Consider the following 17,397-nt stretch of genomic DNA (forward strand, 5'->3'; position numbering starts at 1 on the left):
CACGCTACCCGCCCAGGGAGAGGATCGCAGGACGTTCGAACGCTCAGAGCGTCTTGCCCAGCAGGTCGAAGAACACGTCACCACGAAGCACGACGAACCGGTCGTCGAGCGAACGAACCAGTGCCGCGACCTCCGTCGGACTCCAGTTCCACGCCTGTACACCACACGCCACGAACTTCGGCGCGGAGCCGTCCCAGTCGGCGACGTGCTGGTAGAGACCGTCGTGGTAGTCCTGCACGTCCGCGAACCGAGCGAAGTCCGCGACCACCGGAAGCCCACCCGGCTTGGAGATGTTGTTACCGCGCTCCCATCCCACGATCATGCCGAGCGCCGGAGTGTTCTCGTGGTACGACGCTCCGACCGCATCGCTCAACGGGGTCTCGCGGTTGCCGTCGTCGTTGATGGTGACGATGACGTTGATTCCGGTCGCGCGCATGTAGTGCCCGGTCATCGCGGTGAACGTGCCGAGCTCGCCAGCAGGCCACAGCCCTGGATAGGTGTAGCCCGCGCCCGACGGGCCTGCCACCAGCAGGTCGTTGGCCGTCGCCGTCCGCTGGTAGTAGCTGTAGATCGCCGGGCCGATGTCGCGCAGCAGCGGGCTGATCGTCCAGTTCACCGGCACCGCGCCACGGTCGTCGTTGTCCCAGATCGCGCGCATCCGGTGCTGGCAGTACTGGATGTTGTCGCCCTCGCCGAAGGTGAACGTGAGATACACCTTGTTCCGCAGGGCCGGCGGCTTCCGGCTCGGCGGCTTCGTGCTGATCCTCCCCGGTGCGCCGGAGAACACCGTGCCGTTCATGTAGAAGTCCGCGGCGAGCACCTCCAGCCCCTGGTCCGAAGCCCGCCCTACACCGCCGTGCTCGCCGGCGACCGCGCCGCTGAACCAGCCGAGGTACGCCGTGGTCGGTGCGACCTTGCCGAAGATCTCGGTCATCACCTCACCCTCACCGCCGTCGGGTGCCAACCAGAACACCATCGCCTTCGTACCGACGATGTAGTCGCGGAAGTACGGGAAAGCCTCGACCCTGGTCGGTGCCTGGTCGGTGGTGGTGACGAGGTACTGGTTCCACATCTCGACGCGCGCGACCAGGTTCGTCGTACCGGCGGGCGGCTCGAAGCGGTAGATGAAGTACGAGCCGCCGTCGACGAACCGGTGGCCCTCCGGCGCGATCGCCGAACCGTCGGCGTCGAACAGGAACGGCGTCTCCGCAGCGGAGTTCGCGTCGAAGTCCGCGATCTGCTGGCCGTCGGCCAGCACGGTCACGTGCTTGACGGAAGAACCCCAGCCGTCGTTGCCGAACGCGTCCTGGAAGCGCAGGTACACGCCTTCGCCGCCGAGCTCGGCGGTGAGGTCGAGCTCGTAGGTGTCGCGGTTGGAGCTGTCGCGAACCGGGTCGGTCTCGCGCGCGACCTCACGCCACTCGACGCCTGGTACGGATGCGGAACGGGTGGGCGGGATGCCGGTCAGGATGCGTTGCGTACAACGCGGGAACAGGTGCTCGACCTGCCAGCGGTACGTCGCCACCCGGTCGTCGGTGAACTGGCCGCGCAGGTCGCGGACGATCGGCAGGTGGTAGGTCTTGGCTTGGTCAGGGCTGGCGATGACCGCGTTCTCCAAGCCGGCCAGCGTGGTGGCAATGTTGATGCTGTCGGGGACCGCCGGGTCGTAGACGATCGCGCCGCGGATCTCCTTGCGGTACTTCGCGATCAGGCTCATCGGATCGTCGTAGCGCTTCGTCGGGAGGCCGAGGGTCTGCAGCCAGGCCGGGTCGCTCGGGTCGTCGCCGAAGATGAAATAGAGCCGCGGCTCGCGGCGGTTGACCACGCCCTGCAGCGTTGCCAGCAAGGCCTGGTCGTTGCCGTGCAGGTCGTGGACGTTCGCCACGTCGAGCCTTCGCGGCGCCGGGAACGTCGGCAGCACCTGATCGCGCGGCCACTGCAGGCTTGCGGTCGTGGTGCTCGTGGTGCTCGAGGGGTCGGCCAGAGCGGAGGCCGGCTGGACGGCGAGGAAGCCGGTGGTCGCGGCCAGGCCACCGGGTATGGCGAGAAAGGTGCGGCGGGAAAGCATGGCGGTGTTCCCTTTCACTCAGGCAGATGGAGCATCGCGTCAGCCCAGTTGGCGTGGTCGTTGTTGTTGCCGTCGCCGGCGTCGGAGACGCGCAGGGTCAAGGTCTGAACCTCGTTCAGCGCGACGTCGATCGGGTATGCCGGGTCGCGTGGGGTCAGCACTCCGGTGCGGGCGAGCGAGACGCCATCGCCGAGCACCTCGAAGGTCACGGTGCCGAGACCGCTCGCCGCCCGGGAGTCGTCGACACCGACCTCCGCGGTGAACCGCTCGTACCTGCCGCCGAGGTCGATGACCACCTCGGACGGCGCGTGCACGCCGAGTCCCTTGTCGTACCGCATTCCGCGCAGCCGCAGGGGCGGGCCGTCGCCCGCGTTGGTGCCGCCGTTGGCCAGGTCACGCTCGACGGGGCCCCAGCCGTTCGTCGCCGAGACGAACGGCAGGTCGCTCACGTAGTCGACGCCGGCCGGGGTGACGAAGACCCTGGCTGTCTTGAGGATCTGCTTGAGGGCGCCGGCCTGGTAGGTCACGGTCACCGGGATCTCGGCGTAGCCGTACTCCGCGTCGGCCGGCACCGTCAACGTCCAGTTGGCGGTGAGTTCGGCACCGGTGGCGAGCTCGCCGGCGTGCGCACCGTCTCCGCTGCTGCTCCAGCCGGCGGGTGCCGTGGCCGTGAGCGCCACGTCGGTGACCGGGCCGAAGTCGTCGACGGTGAACGTGGCGGCGAGCTGGAACGACGTACCGGGCTCGACCGCGGTTCGGTCGGGCGCGGTCGTCAGCGTGGTGAACACGACGCGCTGGGGCGCGGCGAGCTGCCAGGCGGCGACGACGGCCGTACCGGAACCGCGGCCGTTCAGCTCGACAGGTACGAGCAGACCCCTGTCCTGCTTGGGATCCACGACGATGACGGTGGCTGTGGTGTTCGGCTCGCCGGTCAGCCAGATCCGGATCCGCCGGCTGCTGGCGTCGACCCGGTAGGCCGACACGTGCTCGTCGGCGTACTGCAGGGTCAGTGCGGAGCCGGCGACCTGCCGGATCCAGAACGCCTGCCCTCGCGAGGAGTTGACCGCGAGGTCGATCGGGAAGCCGGGGCGCTTGAGCTCGGCACCGCCGAAGGTTCCGCGGTAGGCATAGGTGTGACCGCCGTCGTCGTCGAGCGTGATGTCGGAGATGGCGTAGGTCGCGTCGTCGGCCAGCCAGCGCAGGCCGGCGACGACCCTTTCCGCCGACCCGCCCGCGCCGGTGGCGATCAGCAACGCTGTCCGGCGTTTCTGGTCGGTGTACATCCAGACGTACGGGCCGCGCGCCATCAGCTCGATCGCCGGCCGCGGCCACTGCTCGGCGTTGCCAGGATCCTGGCCGAACTTCACGTTGCGGACCGCCAGGTAGGAGTAGTAGTCCTCCATGCGACCGGTCAGCCGGCCACCGTTCATGTAACTGGACTCCATCGGCAGGTGCCCGAAGCCTGTGACCGCCGTGCGCAGCGAGAGGCTCTCGCCGGTGACGCCGCCGTTCGAGGTGTTCCAGCCGTTGTGTGTGACGTGCAGCAGGCCGTTGTTGCGGTCTCCCTGCGTCGGGTAGATGTCGAGCTCGCTGGTCAGCTTCGGCCGGTAGTTCGGGTACTTCTCGACCAGCTCGTTGAGCATCCGGCGGGTGAGCACGTTCTTGCGGTAGACACTGTCGCTCGGATGGGAGTACGTCGTGACCTGTTCGTTCTGCCAGTACTCCGTCAGGTCGACCATGTGGTGATCGAGGCCGTAGGAGTTGATCAGCGTCTCGATCTGGGCGCGCTTGTACGCCAGCTGCGCGGGATCGGCCAGGTCGCGCCCGGCGGCATGGCCGGCGCCGGTCAGGCTGAACCAGAGGCCGAACAGCATCCCCTTGCCGGTAAGGGTTTCGGTGAACTCGTCCAGGCTGCGGATGCTGCCCGCCATCGCGGGGTTCGGCTCGATCGTGTCGCGGGTGGTGTTCCACAGGTCGTCGAACATCACCAGGTCGAAGCCGGCCTGCTCGGCCTTCGGGAGGATCGTCGTGTAGTAGTAGTCCTCGGGCAGCGGCCGCCCGGGACCGCCGCGGTAGTCCCAGTCGTTGGTGTTGAAGATCGTGCTGACGTCGTGGTAGCGGAACCGGCGGCGGAAGTGCTCCTGGTCGGCGACCTTGCCGTCGATCATGTCGCCTGCGAAGACCGTGACGTTGGTGGAGACGTACTCGAACTCCTCGTTCGGGAACAGCACGAGCTGCAACGCCTCGGGGTTCGTCGTCACGCGCACGTGGTCGATGCCGTGCCAGGCGTTGACGCTCGCGAACGGTGGCAGCATGTAGCCCGTGCTGTAGTTTCCATTGCCCCGCATGGTCTTCCAGTTGAGCTCGGGGCTCACGCTCCAGCCGTCGCCGGTGTCGTAGACGGTGAGCGCCTTCTTGGAATGTTGCGTTGGCGCGAGCGAACCGGTCGTGTTCTGCCAGGTCATGTTGGGGACGTAGTGGAGGGTGTGTGGTCGGTCCTCCAGCGCGAGCGCGAAGACCACGGAGCTGGTGATGGTGGTCTCTCGGGCGCTGTCGTCGTTGCGGATCAGGCTGTAGAACCGCAGGCCGGACCGCCCGTCGTACACCTCGGCGACGAACGTGACGGTGACCGGCTGCGGCTCGCTGCGACGCAAGGGGATCCGCACCTCGCGGCCAACCCTCGTGACGCCGCGCGCGGTGCGCATGGTGAGCTCGCGGACGGTCGGCGTCAGCAACGTCCAGCCACCATCGTCGGCCGCGACCAGGTGGCGGCCGTCGAACTCGTACGCGAACAGCGGCCGCCCCGCCGCGCCGTCTTCGGCTTGGTACTCCCGGCCTGCCTGCCGGTTGTAGAGACTGGTCACAGCGAGCGACCCGTCGGCGAAACGCAACCGCAGGCTCACAACCTCGTTGTGCAGCGTCCACTCCCGCCCCTGCACCCCAGCGACGGCAGCCCGCTGCGTAGCGGCGGCCTCCAACGCGGTGGCGCCGGCAAAAGCGCCGGCGAGCAACACCCGTCGCCCAAACCTTCCCATCCGGCGCCCCACCCCTTGCCACCCACCTGTGATCAGCCGGGCATGAACCTGTCATGCCATTCGCCCATAAAGTGCTATCGACATACCAAGCTGTCAAGAGAGCCACCCTGGCCTGATCCGGCCGGTAACCAGCGGTAGCGAGCGGGTCGCCTCCCGGCTCGAATTGCCGACCGCCTCAGCTCCACGCCGACCAGCCGTCGCAAGCCCACGCCGGCCACGGCGAGCGGGCACCGACCGCAGCACCTCCGCGCCAGCCGCCGGCCGCTCCTGACAAGTCAGCCACCGCAAGCCCACGCCTGCCACCGCAGTTGCGCGCCGATCGCCACAGGCCCGTGCCAGCCACCGCACCTCCGCGCAAGCCAGCCACCGGCGGGCCCGCCGCAGCGCGCCCGCGCCAGCCACCGGCAGCACCGCGCTCCCCCGTAGGCCGCGCTGACCGCAGCAGTTACGCGCCGATCGCCACAGGTCCGTGCCAGCCGCCCCGCAGGTCCTTGCCAGCCGGCCGCCGGCGGACCCTCGCGACTGTGCCGGGCAGCAGCGGGCGCGCCGGCCGGAGTGGCGTCCGCGGATGGTTTGCCCCGGACCTAGGACGCGAACGGGTCGATCAGTGCGTACGGCACCACGGTTTGGAGCGGCACGTCCTCGCCGGCTAGTTGGGCGAGCAGCAGGTCGACGGCGCGGCGGCCCATCTGGCGCTGGTCCTGCTTTATGTGCACGAACGGGCGTGCCCAGCGGGTGTGCGGCGAGTCGAAGCAGGCGATCGCCCGGGGGGGCTCGCTGTGAGCGTCGAACGCGGGGACCTCGGCCGCTTCCTCCTGGTCGAGATCCTCGAAGACCTCTCGCAACAGCAGTGCGATGTTGTACTCGCAGGCAACGAAGCCTGTGACGGCCGGCTCGCGCTCGACGAAGGCGCGGATCGCGGCGCGGTCGGCGGCTTCCTGCTCGTCGCTCGAGCCGGGCAGCGTGCTCTGGAACTCGGTGAACCGGAGCCCGGCGTCGGCGGCATAGCCACGGTCGCGGAGGGCGGCCTCGAAGCCGTTGTTGCGTTCCTCGATGCTCGAGGTGTTCGCCACCGGCGGCGAGACGAACGCGACCTGCCGATGCCCCTGGTCGAGCAGGTGACAGGTGAGGCCGTACGCCGCCGCGTGGTTGTCGGTGTAGACCGCGCACGCGGGGATGCCGCGCAGGTAGCGGTCGACCAGGACGAGCGGCGAACGGTCGAAGACCATGCGGACCAGGCTGGCGTTGTAGTAGTCGCCGTGCACCGGGAAGACGATCAGCCCGTCGGCCGTGCCGTCGCCGGCCAGCGTTTGGATCGCCTGCTCCTCCAGCTCCTGGCTGTCGCGGGTACGCCGGACGATCAGGTGGTAGCCGTGCTCGGCCGCGCGTTCCTCGATCGCGTTCAGCAACTCGAGGCCGAACGCGTCGGAGGCGTCGGGCAGCACCAGCGCGATGCAGGACGAGGCCGGCTTCGGCGCGTCGACAGCGCCGGCCGGCGAGCCGGTGACGAGCTCGTCGAGTGGCGGAACGTGCTCGGCGACGAACGAGCCCTTGCCGCGATGACGATCGAGCACACCGGCGTCGGCCAGCATGTGCAGCGCCCGTTTCGTGGTGATCCGGCTGACCCCGAAGCGCTCGGCGAGGTCCTTCTCCGACGGGACACGATCGCCCGACTGGAGGCGCTCGGCGCGGATCTCCTCCAGGACGTAGTTGTAGACCCGTTCGTACAGGAATGGATCAGCCAAGCGGCACACTCCCAGGCTCCTGCATATACCTTTTGGTAGCCAGAACATACCATCTCAGTGAGCGTGCCGGTGATCCGAAAACGGCCAGGTGAGCTGCTTGACAGGTTGATATATCCGTAGCAGCTTTTGGTGCACCAAGCATCAGGAGGATTGCAATGGAGCACCACACCGTCTCGCGCCGAGCCGCGCTGGCCGGCGGCCTCGGCGTCACCGCCGGCCTGGCCTCCGGGTTGCTGACGGCGCCCGCGGCCCGAGCCGACAGCGGTTCGTCGATGTACGCACAGCGGGCGCGGGCCAGCTACTCCGCGCTGCAGCGCTACTTCTACGACCCTGGCACGTCGTTCTACCTGGAGGAATACCCGCACACCGGCGGCAACCCCTGGTCGTACGTCTGGCCGTTCTCGCAGGCGATGATCGCGACCCAGACGATGGCCGGCCTTCCGGGCGGCACCGGCTTCCGCGACGACGTGGCCAACCGCTACCAGGCGCTGGAGGCGTACTGGAACAGCGACACCGACCCGCCCGGCTACGACTCCTACCTGCGCCCGCCGGCCGGGCAGGGCGGGGACAAGTTCTACGACGACAACGAGTGGATCGCGCTGGGCTTCCTGCAGCGGCACTACATGTCGTCCCGCGGCGACCAGGCCGCGCTGCGCCGGGCCGCCGAGATCTTCGACCTCATCGTGTTCGGCTGGGACACCGATGCGTCACATCCCAACCCTGGTGGCGTTTTCTGGACGCAGGCACCGTGGAGCCAGGACCGCAACACGGTGTCGAACGCGCCGGGCGCCGAGGTCGGACTGCACCTCTACCTCGCGACCAAGCGGAAGTACTACCTCGACTGGGCCACGAAGATGTACGACTGGACGCGGACCAACATGCTCGCGCCCAACGGCCTCTACTGGGACCACGTAGACCTCGCCGGCAACATCGAGAAGACCCAGTGGTCCTACAACCAGGGCGTGATGATCGGCGCGGGCGTGCTGATGTACCGCGCGACCAAGAAGCGGCAGTACCTCGACCAGGCGCGCGACACCGCGGTCAAGGCGCTGGCGTTCTACGCCGAGAACGAGCGCTATTTCACCCAGCCCGCGCGGTTCCACGCGATCTTCTTCGCCAACCTCCTGCAGCTGTCGGTCTACCGGCCCGACCCGGCGTACCGGGCGGCGATGAAGTGGTACGCCGACGAGTCGTCCAAGCGGTTCCGCGACCCGGCGACCGGTCTTTACCGGTTCGAGGGCACGAATCCGGTGACACTGCTCGAGCAGTCCGGCATGATCCGGATCGAAGCCATGCTGGCCTGGAGCCCGGAGAACTACGGCAAGCTCACCTGACGCGATCGGCGCGCGCCGACCCCGCCGCCGGGTCCTGGTTCCCGCTCCCGGCGGCGCGGCGGTCGTTCTCGTACGAGGAAGGTGACGCAGGATGCCGGAGAACTCGACCGAGCCGTGGTCGTGGACGACGATCGCCAGCCCGCGGGGCACGGCGCTGCCGGTGAACGTGGTGGACCGGCTGCGGTGGTACCGCAGGAACTCCGTGCGGAACCGCGTCACCTTCTACTCCGTCAACAGCGCCGTCATCGTGCTCGCCGCGGCGATCCCCGCGGTGAGCGCGGTCGGCGCCGGCGCGGCCGTCGCCGGGGTCCTGGGCGCGGTGGTCGCGATCCTGACCGGACTCAACTCCCTGCTGCAGTCGCGCGAGAACTGGCTCCGCAGCGCGCGCGGCATGCTGCTGATCCAGCGCGAGATCGTCCAATGGAGCAACGGCAAGGGCGACTACGCAGGCACCGACGCCGACGCCGTCCTTGCCGACAAGGTGGAGTCTTTCGTGGAGACGGAGAGCACCGAGTGGGTGCTCGCCCGCTCCGTCGACAAGTCCGCGCGTACGTAGGAGGCGCGTTCACCCGCGATGCGATTCGAACGGATCGAGCACCCGACCACGTACGACGGGCTGCGGGTGTGGCAGGTCACGACCGGACCGGCCGCGCACTATCTGCCGTACTTCTACAACCCGCCGCTCGACCCGGGCGCGCGCCGGCTGATCCACATCGAGAGCCACGACGGTGAAGAACAGGTCTGGCGCCTCGACGTCGCTACCGGCGAGGCGGTCCGGCTCACCGCGGCTCGTGGCGCCGACCAGAACTGGGCGCCGTACATCCGCGACGGCGTTCGCGGGATCCGGCCGCACTTCGTCGCGTGGACGCAGCCCGACTGGACGCGCGTCCTGTACTGGGAGGGCAACGAGCTGCGCGCGGTTCATGTCGACACGCTCGCGGACGAGCTGCTTCACCGCCTGCGCGACGGAATCGTGCCGGCGGTGCCGCACTGCTCGCCGCAGGGCTGGGTGGCGTGGGGTTACCAGCCGGAGGCGGCGCAGGAGCGGCTCCGGCAGGGCGCCGGTGTTCCGGACCTGGCGGACGAGCTCCGCTCCGGCTGCGGCTTCTGCGTGTTCGACCTGGTGAGCGGCGAGCCCGTGCTCGACATCGAGACACCGTTCTGGCCGAACCACGTCACGGCCTCGCCCGACCACCGCTGGATTCTGTACTGCCACGAGGGCGCGTGGAACGAGCAGCGGATGTACCTCTACGACGTGGCGCGCGGCACGTCTGCTCCCTTACGCGTGCAGGACGACGGCGCCGCGCTCGGGCACGAGTTCTGGATCTCGCCGACGCACGTCGACTACCACGGACACAAGGACGGCCGCGGGCTGGTCGGCGTGATCGACGTCGTCAGCGGCGAGTACGTCGAGCGGCCGAGTCCGCCACCCGGCACGGACAGCGGCGGCGACCTGTACGGGCACTTCCACGCCTCGCCGGACAACCGATTCGTGGTGACGGACGGCGAGGTGACCACCGACCGGATCAGCATCGCACCGCTCGAAGGTGACGAACTGCGGTTCGCGCCAGTGTGCGAACACGGCTGGCCACGCCGCCTCGACCAACGGCGTCATCCGCATCCGCACTGGCATTCGGGCGGAGGCTTCATCACCTTCACCGGCCACCCAGAACCCGGCGGCCCCAGCCAGGTCTTCCTGGTGGAGGTCGACCTCTAGATGGGCCGCCGGACCCGAGGGGTCAGACCTCGCGGACCGCGCCGCCGCGCAGCGATGACAGCGCCAGCACAGCTGCAGCGAGACGTCGGCGACGTGAATGCGGGACGCACTTGCGCCCGCACTGTCGACGGGTCGCAGCGCGGCTGCATCGCGGCACCCGCAACGTGAATGCGGGATAGCGGCGACGGCGCCAGAAGTCTCGACACGGCGTGCCTGCATCGGCGCACCGACAACACGGCTGCATCGCAGCACCAGCAACACCTGCCTCGCGACACCGGCTGCATCGGCAGCACCAGCGTGGATGCGCGGCAGCACCGGCAGTTCCCACAGTGTCGTCGCGGCACCGCCAGCGCGGCCGCATTGCGGCACCGGCAGCGTGGATGCAGGACAGCACCGGCTGCGCCCACAGAACCCAGCGCGGCTGCGCCGACAGCACCACCAGGGCCGCAGTGTCGACGTGGCGGCAGCATCGGCAGCGTGGCCGCGTCGCTGCACCGGCGGCATTGGCAGTGTGGATGCGGGCGGCGCGAGTCGGCGGTGGTTGGGCGTCACACGTTCCCAAAGGATCTGTTCAGTCGCGGACCACCTCGTATCTCAGGGACAGCATCCCGTCGGTCTCGACGCGGGCGGACAGGAGGCGTAGCGGTTGCGGCTTCTCATCGACGCTCAGCTCAGGGCCGTCGAAGACGGTTGGTGTGCCGAGGCCGCCGACGATTGCTGGGGAGACGATGAGGTGGAACTCGTCGATCAGGCCAGCTCGGAGCAGCCTGCCGTTGAGACCGCCGCCGGCCTTCGACACGACGCAGGTTACGCCGAGCCGTTCGCGCATGCGCCGCAACGCCAGGGCCAGGTCGACCCGATCGTCGCCGGCGAGGAGGTAGCAGATCTGTTCGCGGCGGAGGTAGGCGAGATAGGGCGCCGGTGTCGAACGCGAGACGAGCACCAGGACGTCCCAGCCACCGCCGCCCTTGGTGTCCCAGAAGACGCGGCCGCGGCTGTCGACGATCGTGAACCACTTCTTGTGCTCGGGGCTCGAGACGATCGCCGACGGCAGGAAGTCGGTGTGGAGCGCACCGCCCGGCTCCTCGTCGACCGCAGGCAGGTCGAGCGGACCCGCGTCGTCGGTGACCAGTGAGCCGCTGCCCTCGAGCACGGCCTGCGGATGGTAGAGCTGCTCGAGCAGGGCCTCGCGCTCATGGTGCAGCGCGCCAGAACTCGGCGGCGACATCTCCGCCCACACCTGCCCGGCGTCCGGGTGCATCAGCAGGCTGGAGCGCCGCAGCGTCACCCGCCCGTCGACGGACGCGCCGACGGAGACCACCACGAACGGACGATCAGGCCCATCCCGTTCTTCTCCCATACCGGCGTCCTATCAGCGACCACCGACACACGCCCTAACGATCGAGCGCGGTTCGAAGCTGCCGGAGCGTCTCGACCCTCCAGTACTCCCGGTCGGGGAACTGGTCGTCACGGTTCCAGCGCATCGCCGCGACGCCCGCCCACATGAGGATGCGGAACTGGTGTACGAGCTCCAGGTCGGCCCCCGGATACAGCTCCGCGACCTCGTCCGGCGCATACGAGAGGTCGTACTCCACCGGTCCCCGCTGGCACGTCCCGACGTCGATGAACAGCGGCCCTTTCACGGTGCTGAGCACGTTCCCCGGATGCGGCTCACCGTGCACCAGCTGCTCGACCGCACCCCAACGGTGGATAGCCGCGCCCACCCGCCTGAGCGTGGAGCTGATCAGCTCGCGGTCACCCTCGCCGAGGTCCGGAGTCGACTCCCGGTCTTCGGCGCTTGCCGTCCAGTCGGCGATGCGAACGGAGATGTGCGGTGCCGCCACCTCGACCCGCCGCAGGCCGGCATGGATGTGAACGAGTGCGTCCGCGTAGTCCGCAGGTGTCAGGTCCGAAGACATACCGAGATGATCGGACGCCACGCCTGCGCTACCGTCGGAAACGACGGTCTCGTAGTACGTCCACAGCGTGATGGCGAAGCCGTCCCGCACGTAGACGCTCGGCGAGACCCGAGGCTCGAGCTCACCCACCGGGCTGCCGGTCTCGGTAAGACGGCGGGCAACCTCCACTTCGTACGCCATGCCCTCGTCCCACGCCGCCGGTGCCACCCGCGCGAGCACGTCGCAGGGAAGCAGGCGCATGGCGATGCGGTCGGAGTTGTTGACGACGACCGCATCGTCGGCTCGCAGGCCGAGCGCGGAGGCAGCCGCACGGGCGGCGTCGACCGCACGCCGGACATCGGAGGGTTCCATGGCCCGATGCTCTCCATCGCAAGCCAGGAAACGCAAGCCAATTACTACCTGCTGTGCAGCCCGAGGTTGAGCAAGTACGCCTTGCGGTCGAGCGGGTTGTCGTCCAGCCGCGGCCGCCGAGGCGGATCGGGTACGTCGCCCAGGCTCCGATAGCCCGAGAACTGCGAGAGGAAGACGCCCTCGCCATGCGTCAGCCCAGGCACCTGGATCTCGACGCCACGCGCCCGGCCGGCCGGGATCAGCCCTTCCAGTACAGCGATATCGGCTCCGATCACCGTCGAGTCCGTCGACGCGCCGGCGTCGAGCAGCTTGGCCATCACGACGCTCACGGTGTCCGGTGGGACCTCCAGCTCGTAGTGGTTGATCGGCTCGAAGACCCGCGTGCCGGCCTCCCGCAACGCCGACATCAGCACCAGCGGCGTGAGCCTGCGAAAGTCACCGGCCGACGAACTGACGCTGTTGTACGCCGAGTGCGTCAAGGTCACCTTGCAGTCGAGAACCTCCCAGCCGTACAGGCCCTGCCGAAGGCACTCGTGGACCGTGTCCTCGATCGCCGTGTGGAACGAGCGCAGCAGCGATCCGCGCTGCACCTCGATGCCGTAGCTCACTCCGCTGCCCACCGGACCCGGTTCGACGCGCAGGCCGACCGTGGCGGCAAACGGGTTGCCCGGCCCCATCAGCTCGTACGCCCGGCCGACACCGGTCACCCGTTCGGCATGGATCGTCTGCCCTTCGTCGAACGAGACGTCGACGCCGAACTCGTCCTCCAGCTGCGACTTCAGCACCTCCTGCTGCACCTCGCCGTACAGGCAGACCGAGATCTGGTGCCGCTCGGTGTCGAGCCGGATGTTGATGAAGGGGTCCTGCTCGGCCAGCTGCTGCAGCGCGGTGTAGAGGTCGGCCTGAGCCGCCGGGTCGGCCGGCCGGACGACGGTCTCGATCGTCGGCGGAGCGAACGAGGTCACCGACGGCAGCAGCCCGGGCCGGCCGAGCTGGTCGCCGATCTGGATGTCGCCAAGCCCTTGCAGGGTTGCGATCGAGCCGGCCTCGGCGCGTGGAAGCTGCGCGGCCCGGCCGTTCTCGAACACCCGTAGGCCGGTGACCTTGGCGCTGTGCTCGACCAGGTCGCCTGTACGGCTGCCACGAAAGTACGAGACCTGCTCGCGCACGCCGACCGAACCGGAGTAGAGCCGGACGTACGCGATCTTCTCGCCCGCACTCCCCCGGTCGATCTTGAACACAGTGCCGAGCAGGTCGCTGTCGCCGTTCGCGCCGGCCCGCTGGCCGGCGGGAAGGTACTGGCGGACGCCTTCGACCAGCTCTGCCACGCCCACGCCGGTGATGGCGGAGCCGAAGTAGACGGGGTGCACGCTTCCCTTGACCGCCTGCGCGATCAGTTCGGCCCGCAGCGCGGCCGGGTCTCGTACGCCGTCGACGTAGGCCGCCAGGAAGTCCTCGTTGTGCTCCGCCAGCACCTCGGCCACGCGTTCCAGGTGCACCGGATCGTCGAACGGAAGGCTGCGGACGGCGGCCTGCTTGGTACCGAGCTCGCCGACCGTGCTCATCGCGACGGCGTACGGCGTGAGCCGGCGGGCGATCTCGGCCAGCAGGCCGTCGTACCGCGCGCCCATCCGGTCGACCTTGTTGACGAAGAGCAGGGTCGGAATGCCCAGTTTCGTCAACGTACGCATGAGAATCCGGGTTTGTGCCTGAACACCCTCGACCGCCGAGACGACCAGGATCGCGCCGTCGAGCACGCGCAGCGCGCGTTCGACCTCGGAGATGAACTCCGGGTGCCCTGGCGTGTCGATCAGGTTGAGCGTCAGGTCGCTGACCGTGAACGACGTGACCGCGGCGCGGATCGTGATGCCACGCCGGCGCTCGAGGTCCATCGTGTCGGTCTGCGTCGTGCCGCTGTCGACGCTACCGAGCTTGCGGATGACGCCCGCGTTGTAGAGCAGGCGCTCGGTCAGGCTGGTCTTTCCGGCGTCAACATGCGCGACGATTCCAAGATTTACGGTCTTCACGTGTCAGTGCCACCAAACGGGTCGCCGGTCGAAGTGCCTCGGGAACGTTGGTGGCCTCGCGCATCGGTCGACTCCGTTTCTGTACTGCCTGTGCTGCTGACACGTGCCAGATGTTACGAGGGCGGAGCCTAGTCCGGGGCTGGAGCCGGGCGCCAGCGGTTTTCGGCCTCCGCGCTGTGGTCTGGGCGATGGTCTGGGGGTGGTGCCCGGCAAGATAGGCACGTGACAGGCGACCAGGTGTTCCGCGAGCTGGCCACGATCTGTGATCGGCCGGGCCGGCTGGTCGCGCTGACCGTCGTACCCGGCGCCGGACTCGCACTCGCGGCCGGCGACCGGCACTGGTCGGTGCCCGCACCTGATCCGGCCGCGGTCGTCGGGCGGATCGCCGAGGCGTACCAACCGCGCTGGGTGTGGTGGTCGGCACACGTCACGGCGCGGGCGCTCGTCGCGGGCAACGTGCGCTTGCGCACCTGCTGGGACCTCGCCGCCACGCACCGCGTGCTCTACGGCGGGCACCGCGACGACCCGCCCGCGGTCTGGGCCGCCGTCCACGACCTGCCGGAGCCACCGCCACCCAGGCGGCGCGGCCGCGACGACGAGCCGACGCTGCTCGACCTGGCCGCGATGGCCGACGCCGACCTGCGCCCGGTGCTCGACGACGGGCGGCTCAACCCGGGCTGGGCCGAGGCGGCTCCCGACCTCGAGCAGGCCGCGCAGTGGTCGCTGCTGGCACTGCGCGTACAAGCTGTCCAGGACCGTCAGCTGCAGGCGGTCGAGGACCCGCGGCTGGAGAAACATCAACCACCGTTGGCGAAACTCACTGCCTACGCCGAGTCGGCCGCGGCTCTGCTCGCGGTCGAGCTCGAGCACGACGGGCTTCCGGTCGACGTGGGTTCGGCCGAGCAGTTCATCGCGGGCTACATCGGCGAGCGCCCGAAGACGCCAGCCGAAGAAGCCGAGATCCGGACCGCCCGCGACGCCGAGGTGCTGCGGCACTTCGGGGGTGTGGGGTCGCCCTCAGGAGAGCACAGCTCCGCGAGCTCACCCGACCTGCGCAGCCCGGCGCAGGTACGCGAGCTCCTGCGCCGGCTGGGGTTCGAGCTGCCCGACACGCGCTCGTGGCGGCTGGAGCCGTTTCGCGACTCGCATCCGGGCGTCGCGGCCCTGCTCGACTGGCGCAAGGCCGAGCGGATCGCCACGACGTACGGCTATCGCTGGCTCGACGACCACCTCGACGCCGACGGGCGGGTACGCGGTGGCTGGGGCGCTTCCGACGGTGCCGCGGGGCGGATGACCGCGCAGGCCGGGCTGCACAGCCTGCCCGCGGAGATCCGGATCGCGGTGGCCGCCGAGCCCGGCCACCTGCTCGTACGCGCCGACCTCGGGCAGATCGAGCCTCGCGTGCTGGCCGTCGTCTCCGGCGATCCGGCGCTGACCCACGCCGCCCGGTCCGACGACATGTACGCGCCGGTCGCCGAGCAACTCGAATGCGACCGGCCGACGGCGAAGGTCGCCGTACTGTCGGCGATGTACGGCGGCACCGCCGGAGCGGCGGCGGCCGCGCTGAAGCGGATGGAAGCCGAATACCCGAAAGCCATTGCCTACTTACGCTCCGCCGAAGACGCCGGGCGCACCGGCGTCGACATCCGTACGTGGGGTGGCCGGCTGCTCCGGCTGCGGCCACGCTCCGCCGCACCCGTGGAGTTCGACGACGAGCCGCTCGACGCCGACGTGGCCGACGTGCCGCCGGGGCAGCGGCTCAACCCCAACGCCTACACCGGGCGCGGGCGGTTCGCGCGCAACGCCGTCATCCAGGGGGCGGCGGCCGAGCTGTTCAAGGCCTGGGCGGCCAGCGTGCGGATCGGGCTGCTGCCGTACGACGGGCGGATCGTGCTGTGCCTGCACGACGAGCTGCTGGTCCACGTCCGCGCCGAACACGCCGACGCCACCGCCGAGCTGCTCAACCGCGCGCTGGCCTCGACCGCACGCGCCTGGGCGGCGGGCAGCGCGGTCCGCTTCATCGCCGACTGCGCGATCGTCCGGCGATGGTCCGAAGCCAAATAGCCGCCGGCCAGCTCCGCCGCACCCGCGGAGTTCAACGACGAGCCGCTCGACACCGATGCGGCCGACGTGCCACCGGCTCAACCCCAGCACCTACACCGGGAGCGGGCGGTTCGCGCGCAACGCCGTCATCCAGAAGGCGGCGGCCGAGCTGCCCAAGGCCTGGGCAGCCAGCAGCGCGGTCCGCTTTCATCGGCGACTGCGCGATCGTCCGGCGCTGGTCCGAAACCAGGTAGCCGCCGGCTACTCGGCCGCGCCGGGGCTGTGCTCCTTCAGCCAGCCGCGCAACGGCACGTCCTCATCGGTCGGTGAGTAGCGGCCGTTGGCGTTCAGCCCATCGCCCAGCAACTGCCGGCGGATCGGGCTGCTCGTCGGCCAGAGGTCCTCGACCGTCATGTCGTCCTTGCTGCGGATCCAACGGTAGCCGTAGCCGTAGAACAGCACCTTGCGGGTCACATCCGACCAGTTCGTGCTGGCCGCGTGCCAGAGGCGGCGGTCGAAGAACACGGCGGTGCCGGGCTTGGCGAGAACGGGAACCGCGCCCTCCGGCTGGCCGACGCCGTCCGGCACCTCGAGCTCGTCCTTGCGATGGCTGCCCGGCACGATCCAGAAGTTGCCGCGGCCGGCCTCGCTGGTGTCGGACAGGAAGTACGCGACCTTCAGCGACAGCATCGGCCGCGGGTGCGAGTCGATGTCGCGGTTGACCCGGCCCGAGTCCTGATGCCAGCCGAACGTCTTGTCCGTCTGCTCTTGTCCCGAAGGCGGCGTGACGATCAGGTGCGTGTGGTAGAGGTAGATGTTCCAGCCGAGGATGTCCCAGACCTTGGGCAGCACCCGCTCGTAGTCCACGAGGTCGGCGAACTTGTCATGCTCGGGAATGAAGTTCGCGACGAACATCGCCTTGTTGCTCTCGGCCTGGCCGGAGGCGAGCTTGCGCTCGTGGATGCCGTCCACGATGTCCGTGAGTTCCTTGACCTGTTGCGGCGACAGCGCGTTCTCGATCTGGAAAGTGCCTGTCTCCCGGAACGACTTGCGTTCCTCATCGGTCAGCGCGTACTGCAAGCACGATGGGTCCATGATTCTTGGATACGTATTCACTCCCTGCCCGTCAAGGAAAATGTCCGGGACAGGGCGATGACT

The 17,397-nt window shown here is 69.2% G+C and carries 11 protein-coding genes; 4 read left to right on the plus strand and 7 right to left on the minus strand.

Annotation, left to right across the window (positions count from 1 at the left end):
- Positions 1-43: 43 nt before the first annotated feature.
- From ACYVF6_RS15765 to ACYVF6_RS15775, 3 genes are all read right to left on the minus strand, one after another.
- Positions 44-2,068 (minus strand): GxGYxYP domain-containing protein, encoded by a 2,025-nt coding sequence (locus ACYVF6_RS15765; RefSeq protein ID WP_460521776.1) that lies wholly within the window; start codon positions 2,066-2,068, stop codon positions 44-46.
- Between the two features lie 14 nt (positions 2,069-2,082).
- Positions 2,083-5,103: an NPCBM/NEW2 domain-containing protein gene (locus ACYVF6_RS15770; RefSeq protein WP_460521778.1), complete on the minus strand. Its 3,021-nt coding sequence runs from the start codon at positions 5,101-5,103 to the stop codon at positions 2,083-2,085.
- A 584-nt stretch (positions 5,104-5,687) separates the two neighbouring features.
- Positions 5,688-6,857, minus strand: a complete 1,170-nt coding sequence (locus ACYVF6_RS15775) for a GntR family transcriptional regulator (protein ID WP_460521780.1) — start codon at positions 6,855-6,857, stop codon at positions 5,688-5,690.
- A gap of 146 nt (positions 6,858-7,003) precedes the next feature.
- On the opposite strand from ACYVF6_RS15775, the gene ACYVF6_RS15780 reads away from it, so the two are divergent.
- The 3 genes from ACYVF6_RS15780 to ACYVF6_RS15790 all read left to right on the plus strand — a co-directional run bounded on the left by ACYVF6_RS15780 (position 7,004) and on the right by ACYVF6_RS15790 (position 9,899).
- Positions 7,004-8,182 carry a glycoside hydrolase family 76 protein gene (locus ACYVF6_RS15780; RefSeq protein WP_460521782.1) on the plus strand — a complete coding sequence of 393 codons (1,179 nt, stop codon included), beginning with the start codon at positions 7,004-7,006 and terminating at the stop codon, positions 8,180-8,182.
- A gap of 91 nt (positions 8,183-8,273) precedes the next feature.
- A complete protein-coding gene (locus ACYVF6_RS15785) occupies positions 8,274-8,738 on the plus strand; it encodes a DUF4231 domain-containing protein (RefSeq protein WP_460521784.1) in 465 nt (154 codons plus the stop codon).
- Between the two features lie 18 nt (positions 8,739-8,756).
- Positions 8,757-9,899 carry a TolB-like translocation protein gene (locus ACYVF6_RS15790; protein WP_460521786.1) on the plus strand — a complete coding sequence of 381 codons (1,143 nt, stop codon included), beginning with the start codon at positions 8,757-8,759 and terminating at the stop codon, positions 9,897-9,899.
- Positions 9,900-10,470: 571 nt separating this feature from the next.
- On the opposite strand, the gene ACYVF6_RS15795 is transcribed toward ACYVF6_RS15790, so the two are convergent.
- From ACYVF6_RS15795 to ACYVF6_RS15805, 3 genes are read right to left on the minus strand one after another with little or no spacing between them, the layout of a single operon-like run.
- A complete protein-coding gene (locus tag ACYVF6_RS15795; protein WP_460521788.1) occupies positions 10,471-11,259 on the minus strand; it encodes a RibD family protein in 789 nt (262 codons plus the stop codon).
- 34 nt (positions 11,260-11,293) lie between these two features.
- A complete protein-coding gene (locus ACYVF6_RS15800) occupies positions 11,294-12,169 on the minus strand; it encodes an aminoglycoside phosphotransferase/kinase family protein (protein WP_460521790.1) in 876 nt (291 codons plus the stop codon).
- 44 nt (positions 12,170-12,213) lie between these two features.
- On the minus strand, positions 12,214-14,196 hold the full coding sequence (locus ACYVF6_RS15805) for a GTP-binding protein (protein WP_460521792.1): 1,983 nt from the start codon (positions 14,194-14,196) through the stop codon (positions 12,214-12,216).
- 222 nt (positions 14,197-14,418) lie between these two features.
- Here ACYVF6_RS15805 and ACYVF6_RS15810 point away from each other — a divergent pair, with 222 nt between their 5' ends.
- A complete protein-coding gene (locus tag ACYVF6_RS15810; protein WP_460521794.1) occupies positions 14,419-16,260 on the plus strand; it encodes a DNA polymerase in 1,842 nt (613 codons plus the stop codon).
- 240 nt (positions 16,261-16,500) lie between these two features.
- Here ACYVF6_RS15810 and ACYVF6_RS15815 read toward each other — a convergent pair whose 3' ends face one another.
- On the minus strand, positions 16,501-17,334 hold the full coding sequence (locus ACYVF6_RS15815; RefSeq protein ID WP_460521796.1) for a phytanoyl-CoA dioxygenase family protein: 834 nt from the start codon (positions 17,332-17,334) through the stop codon (positions 16,501-16,503).
- Between the last annotated feature and the right edge of the window lie 63 nt (positions 17,335-17,397).

This window comes from Flindersiella endophytica, assembly GCF_054779015.1.

Bases quoted from the DNA above. Each gene is read 5' to 3' on its own strand.
- ACYVF6_RS15780 (WP_460521782.1), top strand. From the start codon at position 7,004: ATGGAGCACCACACCGTCTCGCGCCGAGCCGCGCTGGCCGGCGGCCTC.
- ACYVF6_RS15785 (WP_460521784.1), top strand. From the start codon at position 8,274: ATGCCGGAGAACTCGACCGAGCCGTGGTCGTGGACGACGATCGCCAGC.
- ACYVF6_RS15790 (WP_460521786.1), top strand. From the start codon at position 8,757: ATGCGATTCGAACGGATCGAGCACCCGACCACGTACGACGGGCTGCGG.
- ACYVF6_RS15800 (WP_460521790.1), bottom strand. From the start codon at position 12,169: ATGGAACCCTCCGATGTCCGGCGTGCGGTCGACGCCGCCCGTGCGGCT.
- ACYVF6_RS15815 (WP_460521796.1), bottom strand. From the start codon at position 17,334: ATGGACCCATCGTGCTTGCAGTACGCGCTGACCGATGAGGAACGCAAG.
- ACYVF6_RS15770 (WP_460521778.1), bottom strand. From the start codon at position 5,103: ATGGGAAGGTTTGGGCGACGGGTGTTGCTCGCCGGCGCTTTTGCCGGC.
- ACYVF6_RS15795 (WP_460521788.1), bottom strand. From the start codon at position 11,259: ATGGGAGAAGAACGGGATGGGCCTGATCGTCCGTTCGTGGTGGTCTCC.
- ACYVF6_RS15765 (WP_460521776.1), bottom strand. From the start codon at position 2,068: ATGCTTTCCCGCCGCACCTTTCTCGCCATACCCGGTGGCCTGGCCGCG.